15 protein-coding genes and 3 pseudogenes are annotated in these 16,365 nt (G+C 49.7%); 10 read left to right on the top strand and 8 right to left on the bottom strand.

The window, feature by feature from the left end; translation table 11 throughout:
• Nucleotides 1-35: 35 nt before the first annotated feature.
• Nucleotides 36-599, top strand: a complete 564-nt coding sequence (gene smrA, locus FDX04_RS06675; RefSeq protein ID WP_042308178.1) for a DNA endonuclease SmrA — start codon at nt 36-38, stop codon at nt 597-599.
• A gap of 12 nt (nt 600-611) precedes the next feature.
• Here smrA and FDX04_RS06680 read toward each other — a convergent pair whose 3' ends face one another.
• Nucleotides 612-1,844: a sensor domain-containing diguanylate cyclase gene (locus FDX04_RS06680; protein WP_079224040.1), complete on the bottom strand. Its 1,233-nt coding sequence runs from the start codon at nt 1,842-1,844 to the stop codon at nt 612-614.
• 700 nt (nt 1,845-2,544) lie between these two features.
• Between FDX04_RS06680 and FDX04_RS06685 the strand changes: the two are divergent.
• The 4 genes and pseudogenes from FDX04_RS06685 to dbpA all read left to right on the top strand — a co-directional run bounded on the left by FDX04_RS06685 (nt 2,545) and on the right by dbpA (nt 6,653).
• Nucleotides 2,545-3,654, top strand: a pseudogene (locus FDX04_RS06685) (methyl-accepting chemotaxis protein).
• Between the two features lie 156 nt (nt 3,655-3,810).
• Nucleotides 3,811-4,794, top strand: coding sequence for a zinc transporter ZntB (gene zntB, locus FDX04_RS06690; RefSeq protein WP_042308182.1), 984 nt, complete (start codon nt 3,811-3,813; stop codon nt 4,792-4,794).
• Nucleotides 4,795-5,086: 292 nt separating this feature from the next.
• Nucleotides 5,087-5,251, top strand: a complete 165-nt coding sequence (locus FDX04_RS06695; protein WP_370607385.1) for a hypothetical protein — start codon at nt 5,087-5,089, stop codon at nt 5,249-5,251.
• Between the two features lie 28 nt (nt 5,252-5,279).
• Nucleotides 5,280-6,653 carry an ATP-dependent RNA helicase DbpA gene (gene dbpA / locus FDX04_RS06700; protein WP_137370660.1) on the top strand — a complete coding sequence of 458 codons (1,374 nt, stop codon included), beginning with the start codon at nt 5,280-5,282 and terminating at the stop codon, nt 6,651-6,653.
• Nucleotides 6,654-6,701: 48 nt separating this feature from the next.
• Here the strand turns inward: dbpA and ttcA are convergent, their stop codons facing one another.
• Nucleotides 6,702-7,637: a tRNA 2-thiocytidine(32) synthetase TtcA gene (gene ttcA, locus FDX04_RS06705; RefSeq protein WP_137370661.1), complete on the bottom strand. Its 936-nt coding sequence runs from the start codon at nt 7,635-7,637 to the stop codon at nt 6,702-6,704.
• A 49-nt stretch (nt 7,638-7,686) separates the two neighbouring features.
• Nucleotides 7,687-7,934, bottom strand: a pseudogene (locus FDX04_RS06710) (tyrosine-type recombinase/integrase); the annotation flags it as partial.
• A 137-nt stretch (nt 7,935-8,071) separates the two neighbouring features.
• On the opposite strand from FDX04_RS06710, the gene FDX04_RS24130 reads away from it, so the two are divergent.
• Both FDX04_RS24130 and FDX04_RS24645 read left to right on the top strand, forming a co-directional pair.
• Complete coding sequence (locus FDX04_RS24130; protein WP_170975147.1) at nt 8,072-8,209, top strand: hypothetical protein; 138 nt, start codon at nt 8,072-8,074, stop codon at nt 8,207-8,209.
• Between the two features lies 1 nt (nt 8,210).
• Nucleotides 8,211-8,306, top strand: a pseudogene (locus FDX04_RS24645) (SAM-dependent methyltransferase); the annotation flags it as partial.
• A 146-nt stretch (nt 8,307-8,452) separates the two neighbouring features.
• Here the strand turns inward: FDX04_RS24645 and FDX04_RS06720 are convergent.
• Nucleotides 8,453-8,647, bottom strand: a complete 195-nt coding sequence (locus tag FDX04_RS06720; RefSeq protein WP_137370663.1) for a hypothetical protein — start codon at nt 8,645-8,647, stop codon at nt 8,453-8,455.
• A gap of 461 nt (nt 8,648-9,108) precedes the next feature.
• Here FDX04_RS06720 and FDX04_RS06725 point away from each other — a divergent pair, with 461 nt between their 5' ends.
• Nucleotides 9,109-9,384: a hypothetical protein gene (locus tag FDX04_RS06725; RefSeq protein WP_137370664.1), complete on the top strand. Its 276-nt coding sequence runs from the start codon at nt 9,109-9,111 to the stop codon at nt 9,382-9,384.
• A 132-nt stretch (nt 9,385-9,516) separates the two neighbouring features.
• A complete protein-coding gene (locus FDX04_RS06730; RefSeq protein WP_212734317.1) occupies nt 9,517-9,828 on the top strand; it encodes a hypothetical protein in 312 nt (103 codons plus the stop codon).
• A gap of 96 nt (nt 9,829-9,924) precedes the next feature.
• On the opposite strand, the gene uspF is transcribed toward FDX04_RS06730, so the two are convergent.
• From uspF to nifJ, 4 genes are all read right to left on the bottom strand, one after another.
• The gene (gene uspF / locus FDX04_RS06735; RefSeq protein ID WP_006684401.1) at nt 9,925-10,359 is read right to left on the bottom strand and encodes a universal stress protein UspF; all 435 of its coding nucleotides are present in this window, start codon (nt 10,357-10,359) and stop codon (nt 9,925-9,927) included.
• An 81-nt stretch (nt 10,360-10,440) separates the two neighbouring features.
• Nucleotides 10,441-10,653: a KTSC domain-containing protein gene (locus tag FDX04_RS06740; RefSeq protein ID WP_069324961.1), complete on the bottom strand. Its 213-nt coding sequence runs from the start codon at nt 10,651-10,653 to the stop codon at nt 10,441-10,443.
• Nucleotides 10,654-10,799: 146 nt separating this feature from the next.
• A complete protein-coding gene (gene ompC / locus FDX04_RS06745; RefSeq protein WP_137370665.1) occupies nt 10,800-11,927 on the bottom strand; it encodes a porin OmpC in 1,128 nt (375 codons plus the stop codon).
• A gap of 368 nt (nt 11,928-12,295) precedes the next feature.
• Entirely contained in the window at nt 12,296-15,820 is a 3,525-nt protein-coding gene (gene nifJ, locus FDX04_RS06750; protein ID WP_137370666.1) for a pyruvate:ferredoxin (flavodoxin) oxidoreductase, read from the bottom strand.
• Nucleotides 15,821-16,094: 274 nt separating this feature from the next.
• On the opposite strand from nifJ, the gene FDX04_RS06755 reads away from it, so the two are divergent.
• Nucleotides 16,095-16,361 carry a DUF333 domain-containing protein gene (locus FDX04_RS06755; RefSeq protein ID WP_137370667.1) on the top strand — a complete coding sequence of 89 codons (267 nt, stop codon included), beginning with the start codon at nt 16,095-16,097 and terminating at the stop codon, nt 16,359-16,361.
• Nucleotides 16,362-16,365: the final 4 nt, after the last annotated feature.

The following is a 16,365-nucleotide window of genomic DNA, read 5'->3' on the forward strand; positions in this document are numbered from 1 at the left end:
GATAAGACCCGTCGTAATACGCTGGAGGATGAAACATGAACCTTGATGACGCATCGTTGTTTCTTGACGCGATGGGGGATGTTCAACCGCTGAAAGGCTGCACCGAGGTGCACTGGCAGCCCACGCGCAATCTCCGCGCTCCGGCACGTATTGATACGCTCCAATTGGATAATTTTCTCTCGACGGGTTTTCTCGATATTGTCCCGTTAAGCGTACCATTGGAATTTCGTCGCGAAGGTTTGCAGCACGGCGTGACTGACAAGCTACGAACCGGCAAATATCCGCAGCAGGCGAGTCTCAATCTCGTCCGTCAGCCCGTTGAAACCTGCCGTCAGATGCTCTTCAGTTTTATTCTGCAGGCACAGCAAGAAGGATTGCGTAACGTGCTGGTGATACACGGCAAGGGGCGCGACGATAACTCTCATGCCAACATTGTTCGCAGCTATGTAGCGCGTTGGCTGACGGAATTTGAAGATGTACAAGCCTACTGTGCCGCACTGCCGCATCACGGCGGCAGCGGGGCATGCTATGTGGCATTACGTAAAACCGCGCAGGCAAAACAGGATAACTGGGAGCGTCACGCTAAGCGCAGTCGCTGACCGACATAAACATCAGGCGGCCAGCACCCGGTTCCGCCCTTCGTTTTTGGCTTTGTACAGCGCGTCGTCAACGCGTTTGAATAGCTCATCGATGCTTTCATTCGTTTCGTGCCGCGCAACGCCGATGCTGACGGTAAAGCGGGGAAGGCCAGGGAGCGTCACCTTGGCCACCGCCGCGCGTATTACTTCTGCGAGATTAAGGGCAACCTCCAGTGAGGTTCGTGGCAGAAGGAGCACAAATTCTTCACCTCCCCAGCGAAAAATCAGGTCGTCCTTTCTTGCACAGGACTCCAGCGTTCGTGCCAGAGCGCAAAGCACATCGTCACCTCTTAAATGACCGAAGAGATCGTTAATGCTTTTAAAGCGATCGGTGTCGATTAACAGCAGGCTGTAGTCCTGCGTTAATGACATCGCGTGCGTCTGTTGCGGTTCGGTTACCTGATAAAAATGTCGGCGGTTAAGTAATCCGGTCAGGGCGTCACGCAGGGCCGCTTGTTCAAGTTCCTGCTCCAGCCTTTTTTGTTCGGTAATGTCATGAATGATGCACAGCATGAGCTTATTGCCATAGATTTCGATCGGCCCGGCATAAGTTTGTACGTGACGTGAGGAACCATCAGCAAGCTTATGAACAAAATGCAAGGGCTTATGGCCGCCGGGCAGATGGGCGATTTCATGCATCACCGGTAGGATATGACGGCCCAGCATGTTGATTTCCCATGTATGTTTCTGGCACATCACATCATGGCTGTAACCATAAAAATTCAGGGCACTGAGATTCGCATCGACGATCAAACCATCTCGAGATGGATCGATAAGTAACATCGGCGCGGAATTAGTCTGGAAGAAGCGCGCGTAAAATCCCTGCTTGTTTCGCTGATAGTTCGCAGAACGACTGGCTTTCAGTCCCTGCGCGGTCGGTGTTTCAATGCCTTCGAAAACGATGATATCGCCAATATCCGGGAGCGAGTTAATGGACAGGCGGCTGGCCATCGCAGTTTCCTCACCGTTGCGATAAACCGTGAGAATTTCCACAATATAGTGATGATTTTTCAAGTCGCTGAGATACATGGTTAAATCATTTTGTGCATATGTTGAGAATATGCCTTTTCGCAGTGGAGAAAAACAGGGATCCTGCATTAGCTCCCGTGCAACGGCATTTGCGAACACAAGTTCTTCGGTATGTGGTGAAACTATCCAAACCGGAAGAGTTAATAAATCCAGTGAATGCAGCGCGGTTATATTCATCGATAATCCCGTTATCTTATCTGCTGTGTTGCCCATTTAATGGCGAATTTTTTATATTACCGTCTCATAATGTTTTGATTGTCGGTGAGACAAGGGGGTACAACTGGTTTTTTTTGATGTTGGTTGCAATTCATGGTACTGGCTATGCCAATAATAGTAGACACTATTTTGGCATGTTTACCGTTATCGCTAAAATATACTTTCAATTTTTAATTCTAGTGCCAGACACGGTTTCAACATCAATATATTTGAATGAATCGGGCTGGAATCATCAACAAAAATGGTGATCCCCATACATTGGGTCACGCCACCAGATAATCGCCAGAAGGCAGCTCAATGTCAGCCAGAGATCGCCACCTTGACTGTACTCATATTTTTACACTGTGTATTAGTTAGAACCACAAAATATTAAGAATGCTGCAATAGTGCTTATATATGTATTCATGATAATTATAACTCTGTACGTTTTACATTCGCTGCGTGCTCACCATCACAATAATCTGATAACAAACCTGGCCATCACCTTTGGTGGAGTAAATCACTGGATTAAGGCAAATAAATAGCGCCATTGTGTGCTTTAAGTAAAAAGGTTATCGACTCTTATTGAATATTCACTTTTCGTATCCGAGCTATGGCAATTTATATTGCAGGTGCTATAAAAAATAATATTCTCCTCGTTTTCTTGGTAAACAGGGCTAAAATGTTAAATGATATTAGCGTCAGGACCTTTATTGTTTTATTTTTGGTGATTACGGCAGTGGCTCTCAATGTGGTGGAAATAATACTTTCAGCTAGCGTTGATGTTATTATTGGTACCAACTTAGTAAGCTTTATTTCTATAGTATGTCTGTGGGGATACATGACCAAATATCTGGTGATGCCGATTAATACGGTTAAAAGAAGTATTGAAGAGGTTACATCCGGGAATCTGGCGATCAGCATTCCAGAATTTGGTAATAACTGCGCGGGTAGACTTATTCCGGGCATCAATAGCTTATCCAGTAATATTTCAACACTTGTGAATGAGATAAGGATATCTTCACAAACGGCGATGGCGCTCTCAGAACAGCTTGCAGAACGTAGCGCCGAGCTTTTAGTGAAAACAGAACAGCAATCCGGAGCATTAATGCAGACGGCTGCCAACATGGATGAGATCGCGGTGAATACGCGAAACAATGCTGATAACACGCAAATAGCCAGCGCCCAGGCGACAATTGCCACGCAGTGCGCCCGACAGGGGGGCGAATTAATGGTGCAGGTGGCGACAAATATGCGATCAATCACCGAATGCGCGGAACAGATGACTGAAATTATTACGCTGATAGATGGTATCGCATTCCAGACAAATATTCTGGCATTGAATGCAGCTGTGGAAGCGGCGAGGGCCGGGGAACATGGCAAAGGGTTTTCCGTGGTGGCCGGTGAGGTAAGAAAGCTGGCGCACCGTAGCGCAGATGCAGCTAAGAATATTAAACAGCTGATTGCCCAGACTCATCAAAATGTTCAGCAAGGCGCGGCTATCGTAGGCGAAGCAGAAAAAAATATGCAGGATATCGTCGGGGGCGCCGGGCAATTAAGCTAGTTAATGGGCGAGATATTAACAACTACCCAGGAGCAGGAGAAAGGGATCATCAGGATCACGCATGCTCTGGCCGAACTGGAGAACGTAACGCAAAGTAATGCCGTTATGGTGGATGAGCTTTCTGATTCATCTGGCATCCTGAAAAACCAGGTTATTGATCTCCAGTCCCGGACCCATCAATTTCGCTTAAGTAAGACACTTGAGCCCGCAATACACCAGCGAGCATAACAGGCTCTCTCTCACCACAAGCGTCGCATTCGTCGACGCTTTTTCTGTTATCGGATACTTTTATGAATCATTTCAGCGCAATGGGACAATGAGATATTGCTTAACCTATTCTGACGGCTAGACTATCGAAAAAAGCTGAATGTTTGTGGAGGCGTTGTGGAAGCCATTAAGGGAACGGATGTTAATGTGCCAGATGCCGTGTTTGCCTGGCTGCTGGATGGCCGTGGTGGGGTGAAACCGCTGGAAAATAACGATGTTATCGACGCTCAGCATCCCTGCTGGCTGCATCTTAATTATACCCATTCTGAAAGTGCGCAATGGCTGGCGACCACGCCTCTGCTTCCTAATAATGTGCGTGATGCGCTGGCGGGTGAAAGTACGCGTCCACGCGTAAGCAGAGTCGGGGAAGGTACGTTAATCACGCTGCGCTGTATTAATGGCAGCACCGACGAGCGACCTGACCAGCTGGTCGCTATGCGCTTGTATATGGATGAACGTCTGATTGTCTCAACGCGCCAGCGCAAAGTACTGGCACTGGATGATGTGGTCAGCGATCTCCAGGAAGGTACAGGGCCGGCTGACTGCGGTAGCTGGCTGGTGGATGTCTGCGATGCGTTAACCGATCATGCCAGCGAGTTTATCGAGCAACTGCACGACAAGATTATAGACCTGGAAGATAACCTGCTCGATCAGCAAATCCCCCCACGCGGATTCCTGGCATTACTGCGCAAGCAACTGATTGTGATGCGCCGCTATATGGCGCCTCAGCGGGATGTCTATGCGCGCCTGGCGAGTGAGCGTTTAGCCTGGATGACCGACGATCATCGGCGACGGATGCAGGATATCGCCGACAGGCTGGGAAGAGGGCTGGATGAGATAGACGCCTGTATCGCCCGGACCGGTATCATGGCGGACGAAATTGCGCAGGTTATGCAGGAGTCTCTGGCGCGCCGCACCTATACAATGTCCTTGATGGCGATGGTTTTTCTACCCAGTACATTTTTAACCGGGCTGTTTGGCGTTAACCTCGGTGGTATCCCCGGCGGCGGCTGGCAGTTTGGCTTCTCACTTTTCTGTATTCTGTTAGTGGTCCTGATTGGTGGTGTTACTTTATGGTTGCATCGTAGTAAATGGTTGTAACAACAACATTTTTTATCGGCTTTTGCGCATGAAAACGGCCAGGTTTTTGAGCGAAGTCAATAAACCATCTACCTATTCGGGGCAATATCTCACTCGCAGGTGAATGCAACGTCAAGCGATGGGCGTTGCGCTCCATATTGTCTTACTTCCTTTTTTGAATTACTGCATAGCACAATTGATTCGTACGACGCCGACTTAGATTAGTCGGCTTTTTTTTGCCTGCAGGAAATCAGCGTCTACCCTAAAAGAGTCAACCTGATGACTGGAGGGCTATATGACCTGTCTGATTGCAATGCTACAGCGGCAAGTACTAAACGCTGATTCGCTACCCACCGACCCGGTTCCTGTTCCCGATCCGCTACCTCGTCCGCAGCCTATGCCGGATCCGCCACCGGATGAAGAGCCGATTAAATTGTCGCATCGCGAGCGCAGATCTGCGAGGATACGCGCCTGCTGAATGTAAGTTTTTACCGCGAGATTAAATTGTGACCGCTTTTTCGACCCTGAATGTTTTACCTGCCGCCCAACTCGAGAACCTCAACGAGCTGGGCTACCTTGAAATGACGCCTGTTCAGGCTGCTGCGTTACCGGCAATCCTGGCGGGGAGAGATGTTCGCGTGCAGGCTAAAACCGGCAGTGGCAAAACGGCTGCTTTTGGTCTGGGGTTGTTACAGCATATTGATGCCGCGCTGTTTCAGACGCAGTCTCTGGTGCTGTGCCCAACGCGTGAGCTTGCCGACCAGGTGGCAGGGGAACTGCGTCGGTTAGCGCGCTTTCTGCCAAATACCAAGATTTTAACCCTGTGCGGCGGGCAGCCCTTTGGCGCACAGCGTGACTCCCTACAACATGCGCCACATATTATTGTCGCCACACCGGGGCGTTTACTTGACCACCTGCAAAAGGGCACCGTTTCTCTGGACGCTCTGAATACGCTGGTGATGGATGAAGCCGATCGCATGCTGGATATGGGTTTTAGCGATGCGATTGATGAGGTGATCCGCTTTGCGCCAGCATCGCGTCAAACCTTGCTATTTTCAGCGACCTGGCCGGAGGCGATTGCCGCCATCAGCGGTCGGGTGCAGCAGGATCCGCTCACGATCGAAACCGATACGGTGGATGCGCTGCCGGCGATTGAACAGCAATTTTTTGAAACGTCCAGCCACGGTAAAATCCCGCTGCTGCAAAAATTGCTCAGTCAGCATCAGCCCGCATCCTGCGTGGTTTTTTGTAATACCAAAAAAGATTGCCAGGCCGTTTGCGATGCACTGAATGCGGCAGGGCAAAGCGCACTTTCGTTACATGGCGATCTTGAACAGCGCGATCGCGATCAGACGCTGGTACGTTTTGCCAACGGTAGCGCACGTGTACTGGTTGCTACCGATGTGGCCGCGCGTGGTCTGGATATCAAGTCGCTGGAACTGGTGGTTAACTTCGAACTGGCGTGGGATCCTGAAGTCCATGTCCATCGTATTGGACGAACTGCTCGCGCTGGTAACAGCGGTCTGGCGATTAGTTTCTGCGCACCGGAAGAAGCGCAACGTGCCAATATCTTGGCTGAAATGCTGCAACTCAAACTGAACTGGTTGCCTGCGCCAGGCAATGGTTCAATCCTGCCTCTGGAAGCTGAGATGGCTACGTTGTGCATTGATGGCGGTAAAAAGGCTAAAATGCGTCCCGGCGATGTTTTGGGCGCTCTGACCGGCGATATTGGTCTGGATGGGGCTGATATCGGCAAAATCGCCGTCCATCCGGCGCATGTCTATGTCGCAGTTCGCCAGACTGTGGCGCATAAGGCATGGAAAAAATTGCAAAACGGAAAGATTAAAGGCAAGACCTGCCGCGTTCGTTTATTGAAATAAATGCGCGTTGGAGCGCCTGATGGCGCTCCGCTTATCCGGCATGATAAGTTACTTCACTTCCACAACGTTCAGGCGCAACTCATCCAGTTGGGTATCATCCTCTTCTGGCTGCCAGCCCGCGGGTTGCAGCGGGATCTCTTCGCGGTCAAACGCTAAATCACCACCGTCCACAACTTCTGAGCCGTGTTTAATGCCTTTAAAATCGAACAGATTGATATCACTCAAATGAGAAGGTACAACGTTCTGCATTGCGCTGAACATGGTTTCAATGCGGCCTGGATAGCGTTTGTCCCAGTCGCGCAGCATATCAGCGATGACCTGACGTTGCAGGTTAGGCTGTGAGCCACACAGGTTACACGGAATAATCGGGAAACCTTTCGCTTCAGAGAAACGCTCAATATCTTTCTCACGGCAGTAGGCCAGTGGACGGATCACGATGTGCTTACCATCATCACTCATCAGCTTCGGCGGCATACCTTTCATTTTCCCGCCGTAGAACATGTTTAAAAACAGCGTTTGCAGGATGTCATCACGATGGTGCCCGAGCGCAATCTTGGTGGCGCCTAACTCGGTTGCCGTGCGGTACAGAATGCCGCGACGCAGGCGAGAGCAGAGCGAGCAGGTCGTTTTACCTTCAGGAATTTTATCTTTGACGATACCGTAGGTATTTTCTTCGACGATTTTATACTCAACGCCCAACTGTTGCAGATACTCCGGCAGAATATGCTCCGGGAAGCCGGGTTGTTTCTGATCGAGGTTAACCGCAACTAAGGAAAAACTGATCGGCGCGCTTTGCTGCAAATTACGCAGGATCTCCAGCATGGTATAGCTGTCTTTCCCTCCGGAAAGGCACACCATAATGCGATCGCCGTCTTCGATCATATTGAAGTCGGCAATCGCTTCGCCCACGTTGCGACGCAGACGTTTTTGCAATTTGTTCAGGTTGTATTGTTCTTTCTTTGTAACTTGTTGATTATCTTGCATTATTACCGTTCTCAAAAACCAAAAGGGGCATATAAGGGGCAAACTTCCATCACAGGGCTAGTTTGTTATTCAACATTGCAACTTGATCGCCATTCATTTCTTCAATCCATGCACTGTAGACTTCGTACACCATCTGCGTGTTTCATGCCCCATCTGATTAGCTATAAATGATGGGTTCGCTCCAGCCGATGACAGCCAGCAGGCAAAAGTATGCCGCGTATGGTACGGATTACGGCGACGAATACCAGCACGTTTTACAGCAGCGTTCCATCTCGCACCGATGCTACTCATCGCCCAGTCTATTCATTTCAGCCCGGCGGGGGGCTGAACATCAAGCAGCTCAAATCGAACATGAGCAAAAACATGGTTGCATCAATTTACCGCACAAGTCCAGCTATGCAGTATGTACTGGCGTTTTACGGGAAAGCATCAGCATGAAACCGACATACGAAGAACTTGAAGCAAAAGCGCTCGATATGTTTGGGGCTGGCTATAACAGCGCTGTAGTTCACTGTGAAAGCGTATTGCATCAGGCATGTGTCGCCGCTGGCATTGGCGTGAAGGGGGAGTGAGATGGCAGATCAAACGATTTTAGCCGTGTGCTGCGGCTCCCGCATGTTCTGGTTCAACAAACAGGACACCCGTGCCGTGTTCACTGATATCCGCGCCTGACGTGAAACCTGCAATAGGCCAGCGCACCGGGAAGAGCGATAAAACCCATTGGATTCTCTTTGTAAAGGATTAACCCAAAGCCAGGATGCATAGCGCAATAAAAAAGCAGGATAATAATCCTGCTTTGATCTGTGGTTTCTTAGTTATTTTCCAGACAGTTTTCTCCAGATACCTTGGCTAATGCCAAAAGCAAAAGCTAAGAAAACAAGACCAGACCAACGCTCTATCCCTTGCGCCATCACCAGCATAGCAACTCCGATACATCCAAGAGGAATAGCAGTGATAACAAAAAGAATAATACCCCAAAAAAATTGGCCTGCAGTGGGCTCTTGAGACATGACAACACCTTTAATGAAGGAAACCGTTAACTAACGCGCGATTTTTTATGGTTATTATATAGTTCCATGTAGCACTGAGGCTTCTGTGTTTGCTGTACCTTCCATAGGCGTTTCTTCTAATTTTACAAAAGTAACTAGTTGTTTCAACCCCTATTTATGGTGGGTGTTATGTTTCCCACGTTTGTCTGCTAAGTCGCGATTAACCTGTTTCTACTGTATGTGGTCGTCAACTGGGCTCCTCTGCCCGGCGTAGAACTAGTGCGTGCTAATTTGCCGGAACTATGCCAGTCGAAACAAATCGCAGTATGACCGATATCGTTTCCATATGCTTAATAACGTAATTATTCAGTGAGCGTATAATTCATACTTTCTTATGGGGATTGTATGGAGTGGGGGTATCTATAGTTTTTCAGAGAGCCTGATTCACAGGTTGTTTAGAACAATTATCTCTGGAGTTAACTATGGCTTCTATTAAAGAAAGTGAAAGCTATATCAAAGCACTCAAAGCATTAATTGACGCAAGCAAAGAATATGAAAAAGATGGTGGTGTTGATGACAAGGCAAAGATTGATATCGAAGAGTTTTGTAAGTTCTATTCAAAACGTAAACTATCAACCGTTCTAACTGCGCTCATTCTTGTTTTGGGATGGTCTCCTGGCGTTCCTGCGGGGGCAGTTGATGCCTTGAAAAAAATTAAAGAGTTTTTTGATACAATCTGCACGACAAAAGCAGCATAAATATATCCAATTTCTTTATAGGCCTCGCCTTTGTGCGGGGCTTTTCATTTCAGGGGCATAGGAATCATCCGTTACGTGCTTTGTTGATAAATCCAGCCCCGTGAAGCCTGACCCTCTACACACGGAATAACTATGTCTGAGCCAATCACAATTGCCAGTGGAGTGACCTCCGATAGGGATTACTTTCGCCACTATGTTCCCGGAGGCGACGCCTGGCGTAATGTTATGCGAGCGGCCGGGGCGGCAATGTATGTGCTGACACCAGAGCCTCATCAACTATGGAAGCAGATGCTTTTTGCAGTCATCCCGTTTATGGGGGGCGTGTTCTTCTCCGTTCCCATGATCAAGATACTCGCAGGAGTTATCAACTCAGCTCTCGGGCTGTTGCAGCCGTTGGTAAGTATCGAAGTCTCACCGAATGTCGGTGCAAAGCGTCCACACTAGAAACCTCCAGCCAGATGTCAGACTAAAAGTATAGGGGCAAAAAAGGGGCATGAAGGGAAAAACAAAAAGCCCGCCACGATGTGCGGGCCAGGCAGCTTAGCGGACAACCAGAACCGAACACTCAGCATGACGCACCACGGCTGCGGCGTTAGAACCCAGCAGGTAAGTGGTGATGTCAGGTCGGTGAGAGGCAATAATGACCATATCAGCCGGTAATTTTTTAGCCATTTCCAGAATCTTATCTTTCGGCGCACCTTCCGCGACATGAACGTGCACTCTGTCCGTTGGGATATTGAACTTCTTGATAATCTCTTCCAGTTGAGATTTCGCTTCGGCTTTCAGATCGTCCATGGCCGGCAACTCTGCCGAGTAGGCCAATCCCAGGGAAGCGTAATAGGGCAGTGACGGAATAACGGTCAAAAAATGGACCTGCGCATCGTCAATTTTTGCTTCTGCTTCAACATGGGCAATAACGCGTTGAGTTAATTCTGAGTCTGAAATATCGATGGGTACAAGAATCGTTCTGTTCATAAAACCTCCTGTTTAAGTATCCACCTAAAGCTTACCGCGTAATGGCACTTTATGTACAATGACAAAGATCACATTTTGGTATCACTTTATTTTGATTTCAGGGAATTTTCCTTTTATTACCCCATCATAAAATCGACCTTTAGAGACGACGCTCAGGAAATCACGAAAAATACGGGCAGGCACATGCTGGTATTGCAGCGTAGACAATTGATGAAAGCGAATTTCAAGCGTGCAGGAGGATTCGTCGTAACCGACGGATGCAATACGGGATGATTTTACAGGGTGATGATTCATTGCAGGTATCCTCTACTACAGGTCTTTATGCAAGATATCATCTATCAGGGATGTGTTTTGATGCAATAGATATAATGTTTTGATCTGGATAAAACAGAATTGCGATAACAGAAAGGAAGCCCCCCGTTGCCAGCGGGCTGACAAACTTAGAACTGGTAAACCATACCCAGAGCTACAACGTCATCGGTAGAGATGTCATTGCGGGTGTAGAAACTGTCGTCTTCGTCCAGCAGGTTGATTTTGTAATCAACATAGGTGGAGAAGTTTTTGTTGAAGAAGTAAGTTGCACCTACGTCAGCATATTTCACCAGGTCTTTGTCGCCGTCGGTAGAGTTCAGGTCTTTACCTTTAGACATCAGGAAAGAGACTGCCGGACGCAGACCAAAGTCGAACTGGTACTGTGCAGTGACTTCGAAGTTCTGCGTTTTATTGGCTACACCGTTCTTGCCATAAGGAGTCATGTTACGGGTTTCGGAATACATGGTTGCCAGGTAGATGTTGTTAGCATCGTATTTCAGGCCAGTAGTCCACGCGTCAGCTGTATCACCGCCAGCAACGTCGCCTCCAGCTTTACCTGCATTAACCTGATCGTTAGTACGGTCAGACGTGGAGTATGCCGCACCGAAGCTTACACCCATACCCAGATCATAGGTAGAGGAGATACCGAAGCCGTCGCCGTTAGAGTTCTGAATCTTACGGTCGCCACCATTGTTGGTGCCTTCCTGCTCATCACTTGTTTGTTCGTTTGCGCCCTGATACTGCAGTGCAAAGTTCAGACCATCAACCAAACCGAAGAAGTCGGTGTTACGGTAGGTTGCTACGCCGTTAGCACGACCGGTCATGAAGTTATCAGCGTAGGTGTAGGAGTCGCCACCGAACTCAGGCAGCATATCGGTCCAGCCTTCTACGTCGTACAGTACGCCGTAGTTACGACCGTAATCGAATGAACCGTAGTCACCAACTTTAATACCCGCGAATGCCAGACGAGTCCATGAATCGCCTTTATCGCCACTTTCAGTACCGTTAGCCTGAACCTGATATTCCCACTGACCGTAGCCGGTGATCATATCGTTAACCTGAGTTTCACCTTTGAAACCCATACGCATATAAGTCTGATCGCCATCTTTGTTGGCGTCGTCGGAGAAGTAATGCAGACCGTCTACTTTGCCATACAGGTCTAATTTGTTGCCGTCTTTATTATAAACTTCAGCAGCGTGAGCCGCGCCTGCAGCCAGCAGGGCAGGAATTACGAGAGCCAGTACTTTTCTGTTCATTGAAATAATCCTTTAGTTTTTTTATTTAACCTGTGACTACCCATGTAGGGAGTAAAAGCATGCTAAAGGAGAAGTTCCGTAAAGAGATAAATATGAATTGTTACGTTTTAAGTAAAACTTTAAATAAATAATTCTGCAGAAATGGTGATAATTATCATGAATGTATTGGTTTAATATATATAAAATAAAAATTATACAAGTGAATTGTGTTGAGCTATTCTGCGCGTGTTATATGCCTTTATTGTCACGTTTTATTTTTTCGTTGACGTATTGATAGCCAATATTAATTAGCCAGCGAATAAATTGACAAGCCCGAACAACTGTTCGGGCTTTTTTTTTCGTTCCACTTTAACGCTGAGCTAAACGTATTACTCGGTTCCGCTCTTTTCCGCTTTACCTGCCAGTTGCGCCAGGAAATCGTAGCGTTTTTGCAGATCGGCTGTTGCGTCTTTCCACAGCTGTTCAGCAACTTCAGGCTGTTGGGCATTTAAGCGGCGGAAGCGCTGCTCGTTAAGTAAAGTTTCAGCCAGTGCATCTGACGGCGGGCGAGAATCCAGCGCCAATGGCAGTTTACCTTCGTCAGCACGACGCGGATCAAAGCGATACAGCGGCCAGAATCCGGTTGCCGTGAGTTGACGCATCTGATCGTGGCTCAACGCGAGATCATAACCATGCTCCTCGCAAGGGCTATACGCGATAATCAGCGACGGCCCCGGATAGGATTCCGCTTCCTGGATAGCTTTCACCGTCTGGTTCAACTGGGCACCCAGGGAAATCTGCGCGACATAAACATGCCCGTACATCATCATACTGACACCAAGATCTTTACGAGCCTTACGTTTGCCGTGCTCCCCAAATTTAGTGACAGCCCCAAGAGGCGTGGCTTTTGATGCTTGTCCGCCCGTGTTGGAGTAACACTGGGTATCCAGCACCAGAATATTGACGTTCTCGGTCAGGCTCAGGACGTGATCCAGCCCGCCGAAGCCAATATCGTAGGCCCAGCCATCACCGCCAATCAACCAGATGGATTTCTCAACCAGCGCGTCGGCATCGGTTAACAACTGCTGTGCGCCTTCGACATCTTTCAGGTGCTGGCGCAGGGCCGCTACTTGCTCACGACGAACCTCCGGCGTGGCTTCTGCATGCAGCGCGTCATTCAGCTCAGCTGGGATGTTATCGGCAAACTGCTCCAGCAGACGCATAACGCGCACTCGGTGTTGATCCACCGTCAGACGGAAGCCCAGGCCAAACTCGGCGTTATCTTCAAACAGCGAGTTTGCCCATGCTGGCCCACGCCCATTGGCATCGGTGGTGTAGGGCGTTGAGGGCAGGTTACCGCCATAAATTGATGAACACCCGGTGGCATTCGCAATCAACATCCGGTCACCGTACAGCTGAGTGAGTAGTTTGATATACGGCGTTTCACCACAGCCAGAGCAGGCGCCGGAATATTCAAATAGCGGCGTAATCAGCTGCGAGGTGCGAATATCAATACGTTCCAGTTTGGTGCGATCAATTTCCGGCAGATCGAGGAAGAAGTCATAGTTAACTTTTTCTTCTTCAACATGCTCAAGGCGCGACATCATATTGATGGCCTTGATTTCTGGATTTTGACGATCTTTCGCCGGGCACACTTCGACGCACAGATTACAACCGGTGCAATCCTCTGGCGCGACCTGCAGAACATATTTCTGACCACGCATATCGCGTGATTTCACATCCAGAGAGTGCAGGCTGGCAGGGGCGTTTTCCATCGCTTCTGGGGAAACCACTTTGGCGCGGATTGCCGAGTGCGGGCAAGCGGCAACGCAGTGGTTACATTGCGTACACAGCTCTTCTTTCCAGATGGGGATCTCTTCGGCGATATTACGTTTTTCCCAACGCGTGGTGCCCATTGGCCAGGTACCGTCTGGCGGCAGCGCGGAAACGGGAAGCGCATCACCCAGACCGGCGAGCATTGCTGCGGTGACGGTTTTCACGAAATCTGGTGCGGCATCAGAAACCACCGGTGGGCGGTTGGCGCTATGCGGATCAACCGGCTGCAGGGCCACTTCGGCGACGGATTCACGCGCCAGAGCCAATGCCTGCCAGTTACGTTCCACCAGATCCTGTCCTTTACTGCTGTAGCTTTTCGCAATTGCACCCTGCAATTCGATCAACGCGCTGTCGCCGGGTAAGATTTGCGTCAGGTGGAAGAACGCCATTTGCATCACGGTGTTTATACGCGCCGCCAGACCACACTCACGGGCGATTTTGGCCGCATTAATCACGTAGAAACGGGCTTTCTTCTGATTCAGCACCGCCTGAACTTCCTGTGGCAGACGCGCCCAGACTTCATCCACATTGTATGGGGTATTAAGCAGGAAGATACCGCCTGGTTTCAGGCGCTCGGCCATTTGATACTTATCGATAAATTGCAACTGGTGGCAGCCGACAAAATCGGCTTGTGAAACCAGATACGCTGAGCGAATGGGATGTTCGCTGACGCGCAGGTGGGAAACGGTCAGGCCGCCTGCTTTTTTCGAGTCATACACGAAATAACCCTGCGCATACCACGGCGTAGAGTTACCGATAATCTTGATATTGTTTTTGGTGGCCGACACGCTGCCATCGCTACCCAGGCCGTAAAACAGCGCTTCGAGCTTAGCGGTGCCGGGCAGGGTGTTTTCTGGCAAAGGCAATGACAGGTTGGTGACATCATCATAGATACCGACCGTGAAGCGTGGTTTTGGTTTCGCGCTATTCAGCTCATTAAAGACCGCCATGACGCAGTCGGGTCCAAACTCTTTGGACGAAAGACCATAGCGTCCGCCAATCACACGCGGTAAGGTTTCTCGTTCACCACAGTTAAACGCTTCCGCCAGCGCGGTCATGACATCCAGATATAATGGTTCTGCCTGCGCGCCGGGTTCTTTGGTGCGATCCAGAACGGCGATGCTCCGTACGGTTTCCGGCAGGGCGCGCAGCAAATGTCTGGCAGAGAATGGGCGGAACAGGCGCACTTTCAGCACGCCAACTTTCTCGCCGCGAGCCAGCAGTTCTTCGACGACTTCTTCACAGGTGCCAATCGCCGAGCCCATCAAAATAATGACGCGTTCTGCCTGCGGATGACCGTAATATTCAAATGGCTGGTACTGGCGACCCGTCGCCGCGGCGAAGTCGTTCATCGCCTGTTCGACGTGATCGTAAACCGCGTTGTACCACGGGTTGGTCGCTTCGCGTGACTGGAAGTAGGTGTCCGGATTCGCTGATGTACCGCGGATAACCGGATGCTCTGGATTTAGCGCCCGAGCGCGGTGAGCATCGATCTCCGCCTGAGGCATCAGTCCGAGGATCGTGTCATCGGCCAGCGGCACAATTTTGTTGATCTCATGCGATGTACGGAAACCATCAAAGAAATGAATAAACGGGACCCGGCTTTTGAGGGTGGCCATTTGCGAAATTAGCGCAAAGTCCTGTGCTTCCTGAACACTGCTGGCGCACAGCATCGCGCATCCCGTCTGACGTACCGCCATCACGTCGGAATGATCGCCAAAGATCGATAACGCGTGAGTCGCAATCGTACGTGCCGCAACGTGCAGAACAAACGGAGTCAGCTGCCCGGCCAGTTTGTACAGCGTTGGGATCATCAGCAGCAGGCCCTGCGATGAAGTAAACGACGTAGAGAGCGCACCGGTCTGCAACGCGCCGTGAACGGTCGCAATCGCACCGCCTTCTGACTGCATTTCTACGACGCGAGGAGTATCCCCCCATACGTTTTTCAGCCCATTTCCAGCCCAGGCATCCGCCTGTTCAGCCATCGTCGAACTGGGCGTAATCGGGTAGATGGCGATAACTTCGCTGGTACGAAATGCGACCGAAGCAACCGCACCATTACCGTCAATTGTTTGCATACTGACACCCTTACATTGCGCAAAAAGAGGGACTCGCGTAACAGCGGCGAATCCTGTAGTTATCCTTCTATTTTAGCAAAAGCCATTCAGGCGCATTTTCGCTTTTGTGTCCCTGGAATTAACAGAATGAATGGTTTGATCAAAAGAGCAGGCAAAAAATTGCCAGAAAATGTAAACAGCGCGCATAAATGCGCATATTGCCTCTCGACGGCAGTGTTTCCGCTGCCTATTATTTATGGCTGTGTCGTTTGGTTAATATTCAGAGGGGAGTAAGATGCGCGCAGCGTTTTGGGTAGGGTGTGCCGCGTTATTATTATCGGCGTGTAGCAGTGAACCTGTTCAGCAGGCAACCGCCGCGCATGTCGCACCGGGCATGAAGGCAGCAATGTCCAGTTCCGGAGAGGCAAATTGCGCCATGGTTGGTGGTTCGCTCTCCGTTGCTCGTCAACTGGATGGCTCAGCCATCGGCATGTGTGCGTTACCCAACGGCAAACGCTGTAGTGAGCAGTCGCTTGCCGCCGGAAGCTGCGGGAGCTATTGAGCCA

The organism is Citrobacter sp. wls615, from assembly GCF_005281355.1.
Lineage (GTDB): Bacteria > Pseudomonadota > Gammaproteobacteria > Enterobacterales > Enterobacteriaceae > Citrobacter > Citrobacter werkmanii.

Excerpts from the sequence above, each read along its gene's own strand:
- FDX04_RS24130 (WP_170975147.1), top strand. The coding sequence starts at position 8,072 with ATGAAACCGACATACGAAGAACTTGAAGCAAAAGCGCTCGATATGTTT.
- FDX04_RS06740 (WP_069324961.1), bottom strand. The coding sequence starts at position 10,653 with ATGAATCATCACCCTGTAAAATCATCCCGTATTGCATCCGTCGGTTAC.
- FDX04_RS06720 (WP_137370663.1), bottom strand. The coding sequence starts at position 8,647 with ATGTCTCAAGAGCCCACTGCAGGCCAATTTTTTTGGGGTATTATTCTT.
- FDX04_RS06730 (WP_212734317.1), top strand. The coding sequence starts at position 9,517 with ATGTCTGAGCCAATCACAATTGCCAGTGGAGTGACCTCCGATAGGGAT.
- FDX04_RS06695 (WP_370607385.1), top strand. The coding sequence starts at position 5,087 with ATGCTACAGCGGCAAGTACTAAACGCTGATTCGCTACCCACCGACCCG.
- smrA (WP_042308178.1), top strand. The coding sequence starts at position 36 with ATGAACCTTGATGACGCATCGTTGTTTCTTGACGCGATGGGGGATGTT.
- nifJ (WP_137370666.1), bottom strand. The coding sequence starts at position 15,820 with ATGCAAACAATTGACGGTAATGGTGCGGTTGCTTCGGTCGCATTTCGT.
- FDX04_RS06725 (WP_137370664.1), top strand. The coding sequence starts at position 9,109 with ATGGCTTCTATTAAAGAAAGTGAAAGCTATATCAAAGCACTCAAAGCA.
- uspF (WP_006684401.1), bottom strand. The coding sequence starts at position 10,359 with ATGAACAGAACGATTCTTGTACCCATCGATATTTCAGACTCAGAATTA.
- ompC (WP_137370665.1), bottom strand. The coding sequence starts at position 11,927 with ATGAACAGAAAAGTACTGGCTCTCGTAATTCCTGCCCTGCTGGCTGCA.
- FDX04_RS06755 (WP_137370667.1), top strand. The coding sequence starts at position 16,095 with ATGCGCGCAGCGTTTTGGGTAGGGTGTGCCGCGTTATTATTATCGGCG.
- FDX04_RS06680 (WP_079224040.1), bottom strand. The coding sequence starts at position 1,844 with ATGAATATAACCGCGCTGCATTCACTGGATTTATTAACTCTTCCGGTT.
- ttcA (WP_137370661.1), bottom strand. The coding sequence starts at position 7,637 with ATGCAAGATAATCAACAAGTTACAAAGAAAGAACAATACAACCTGAAC.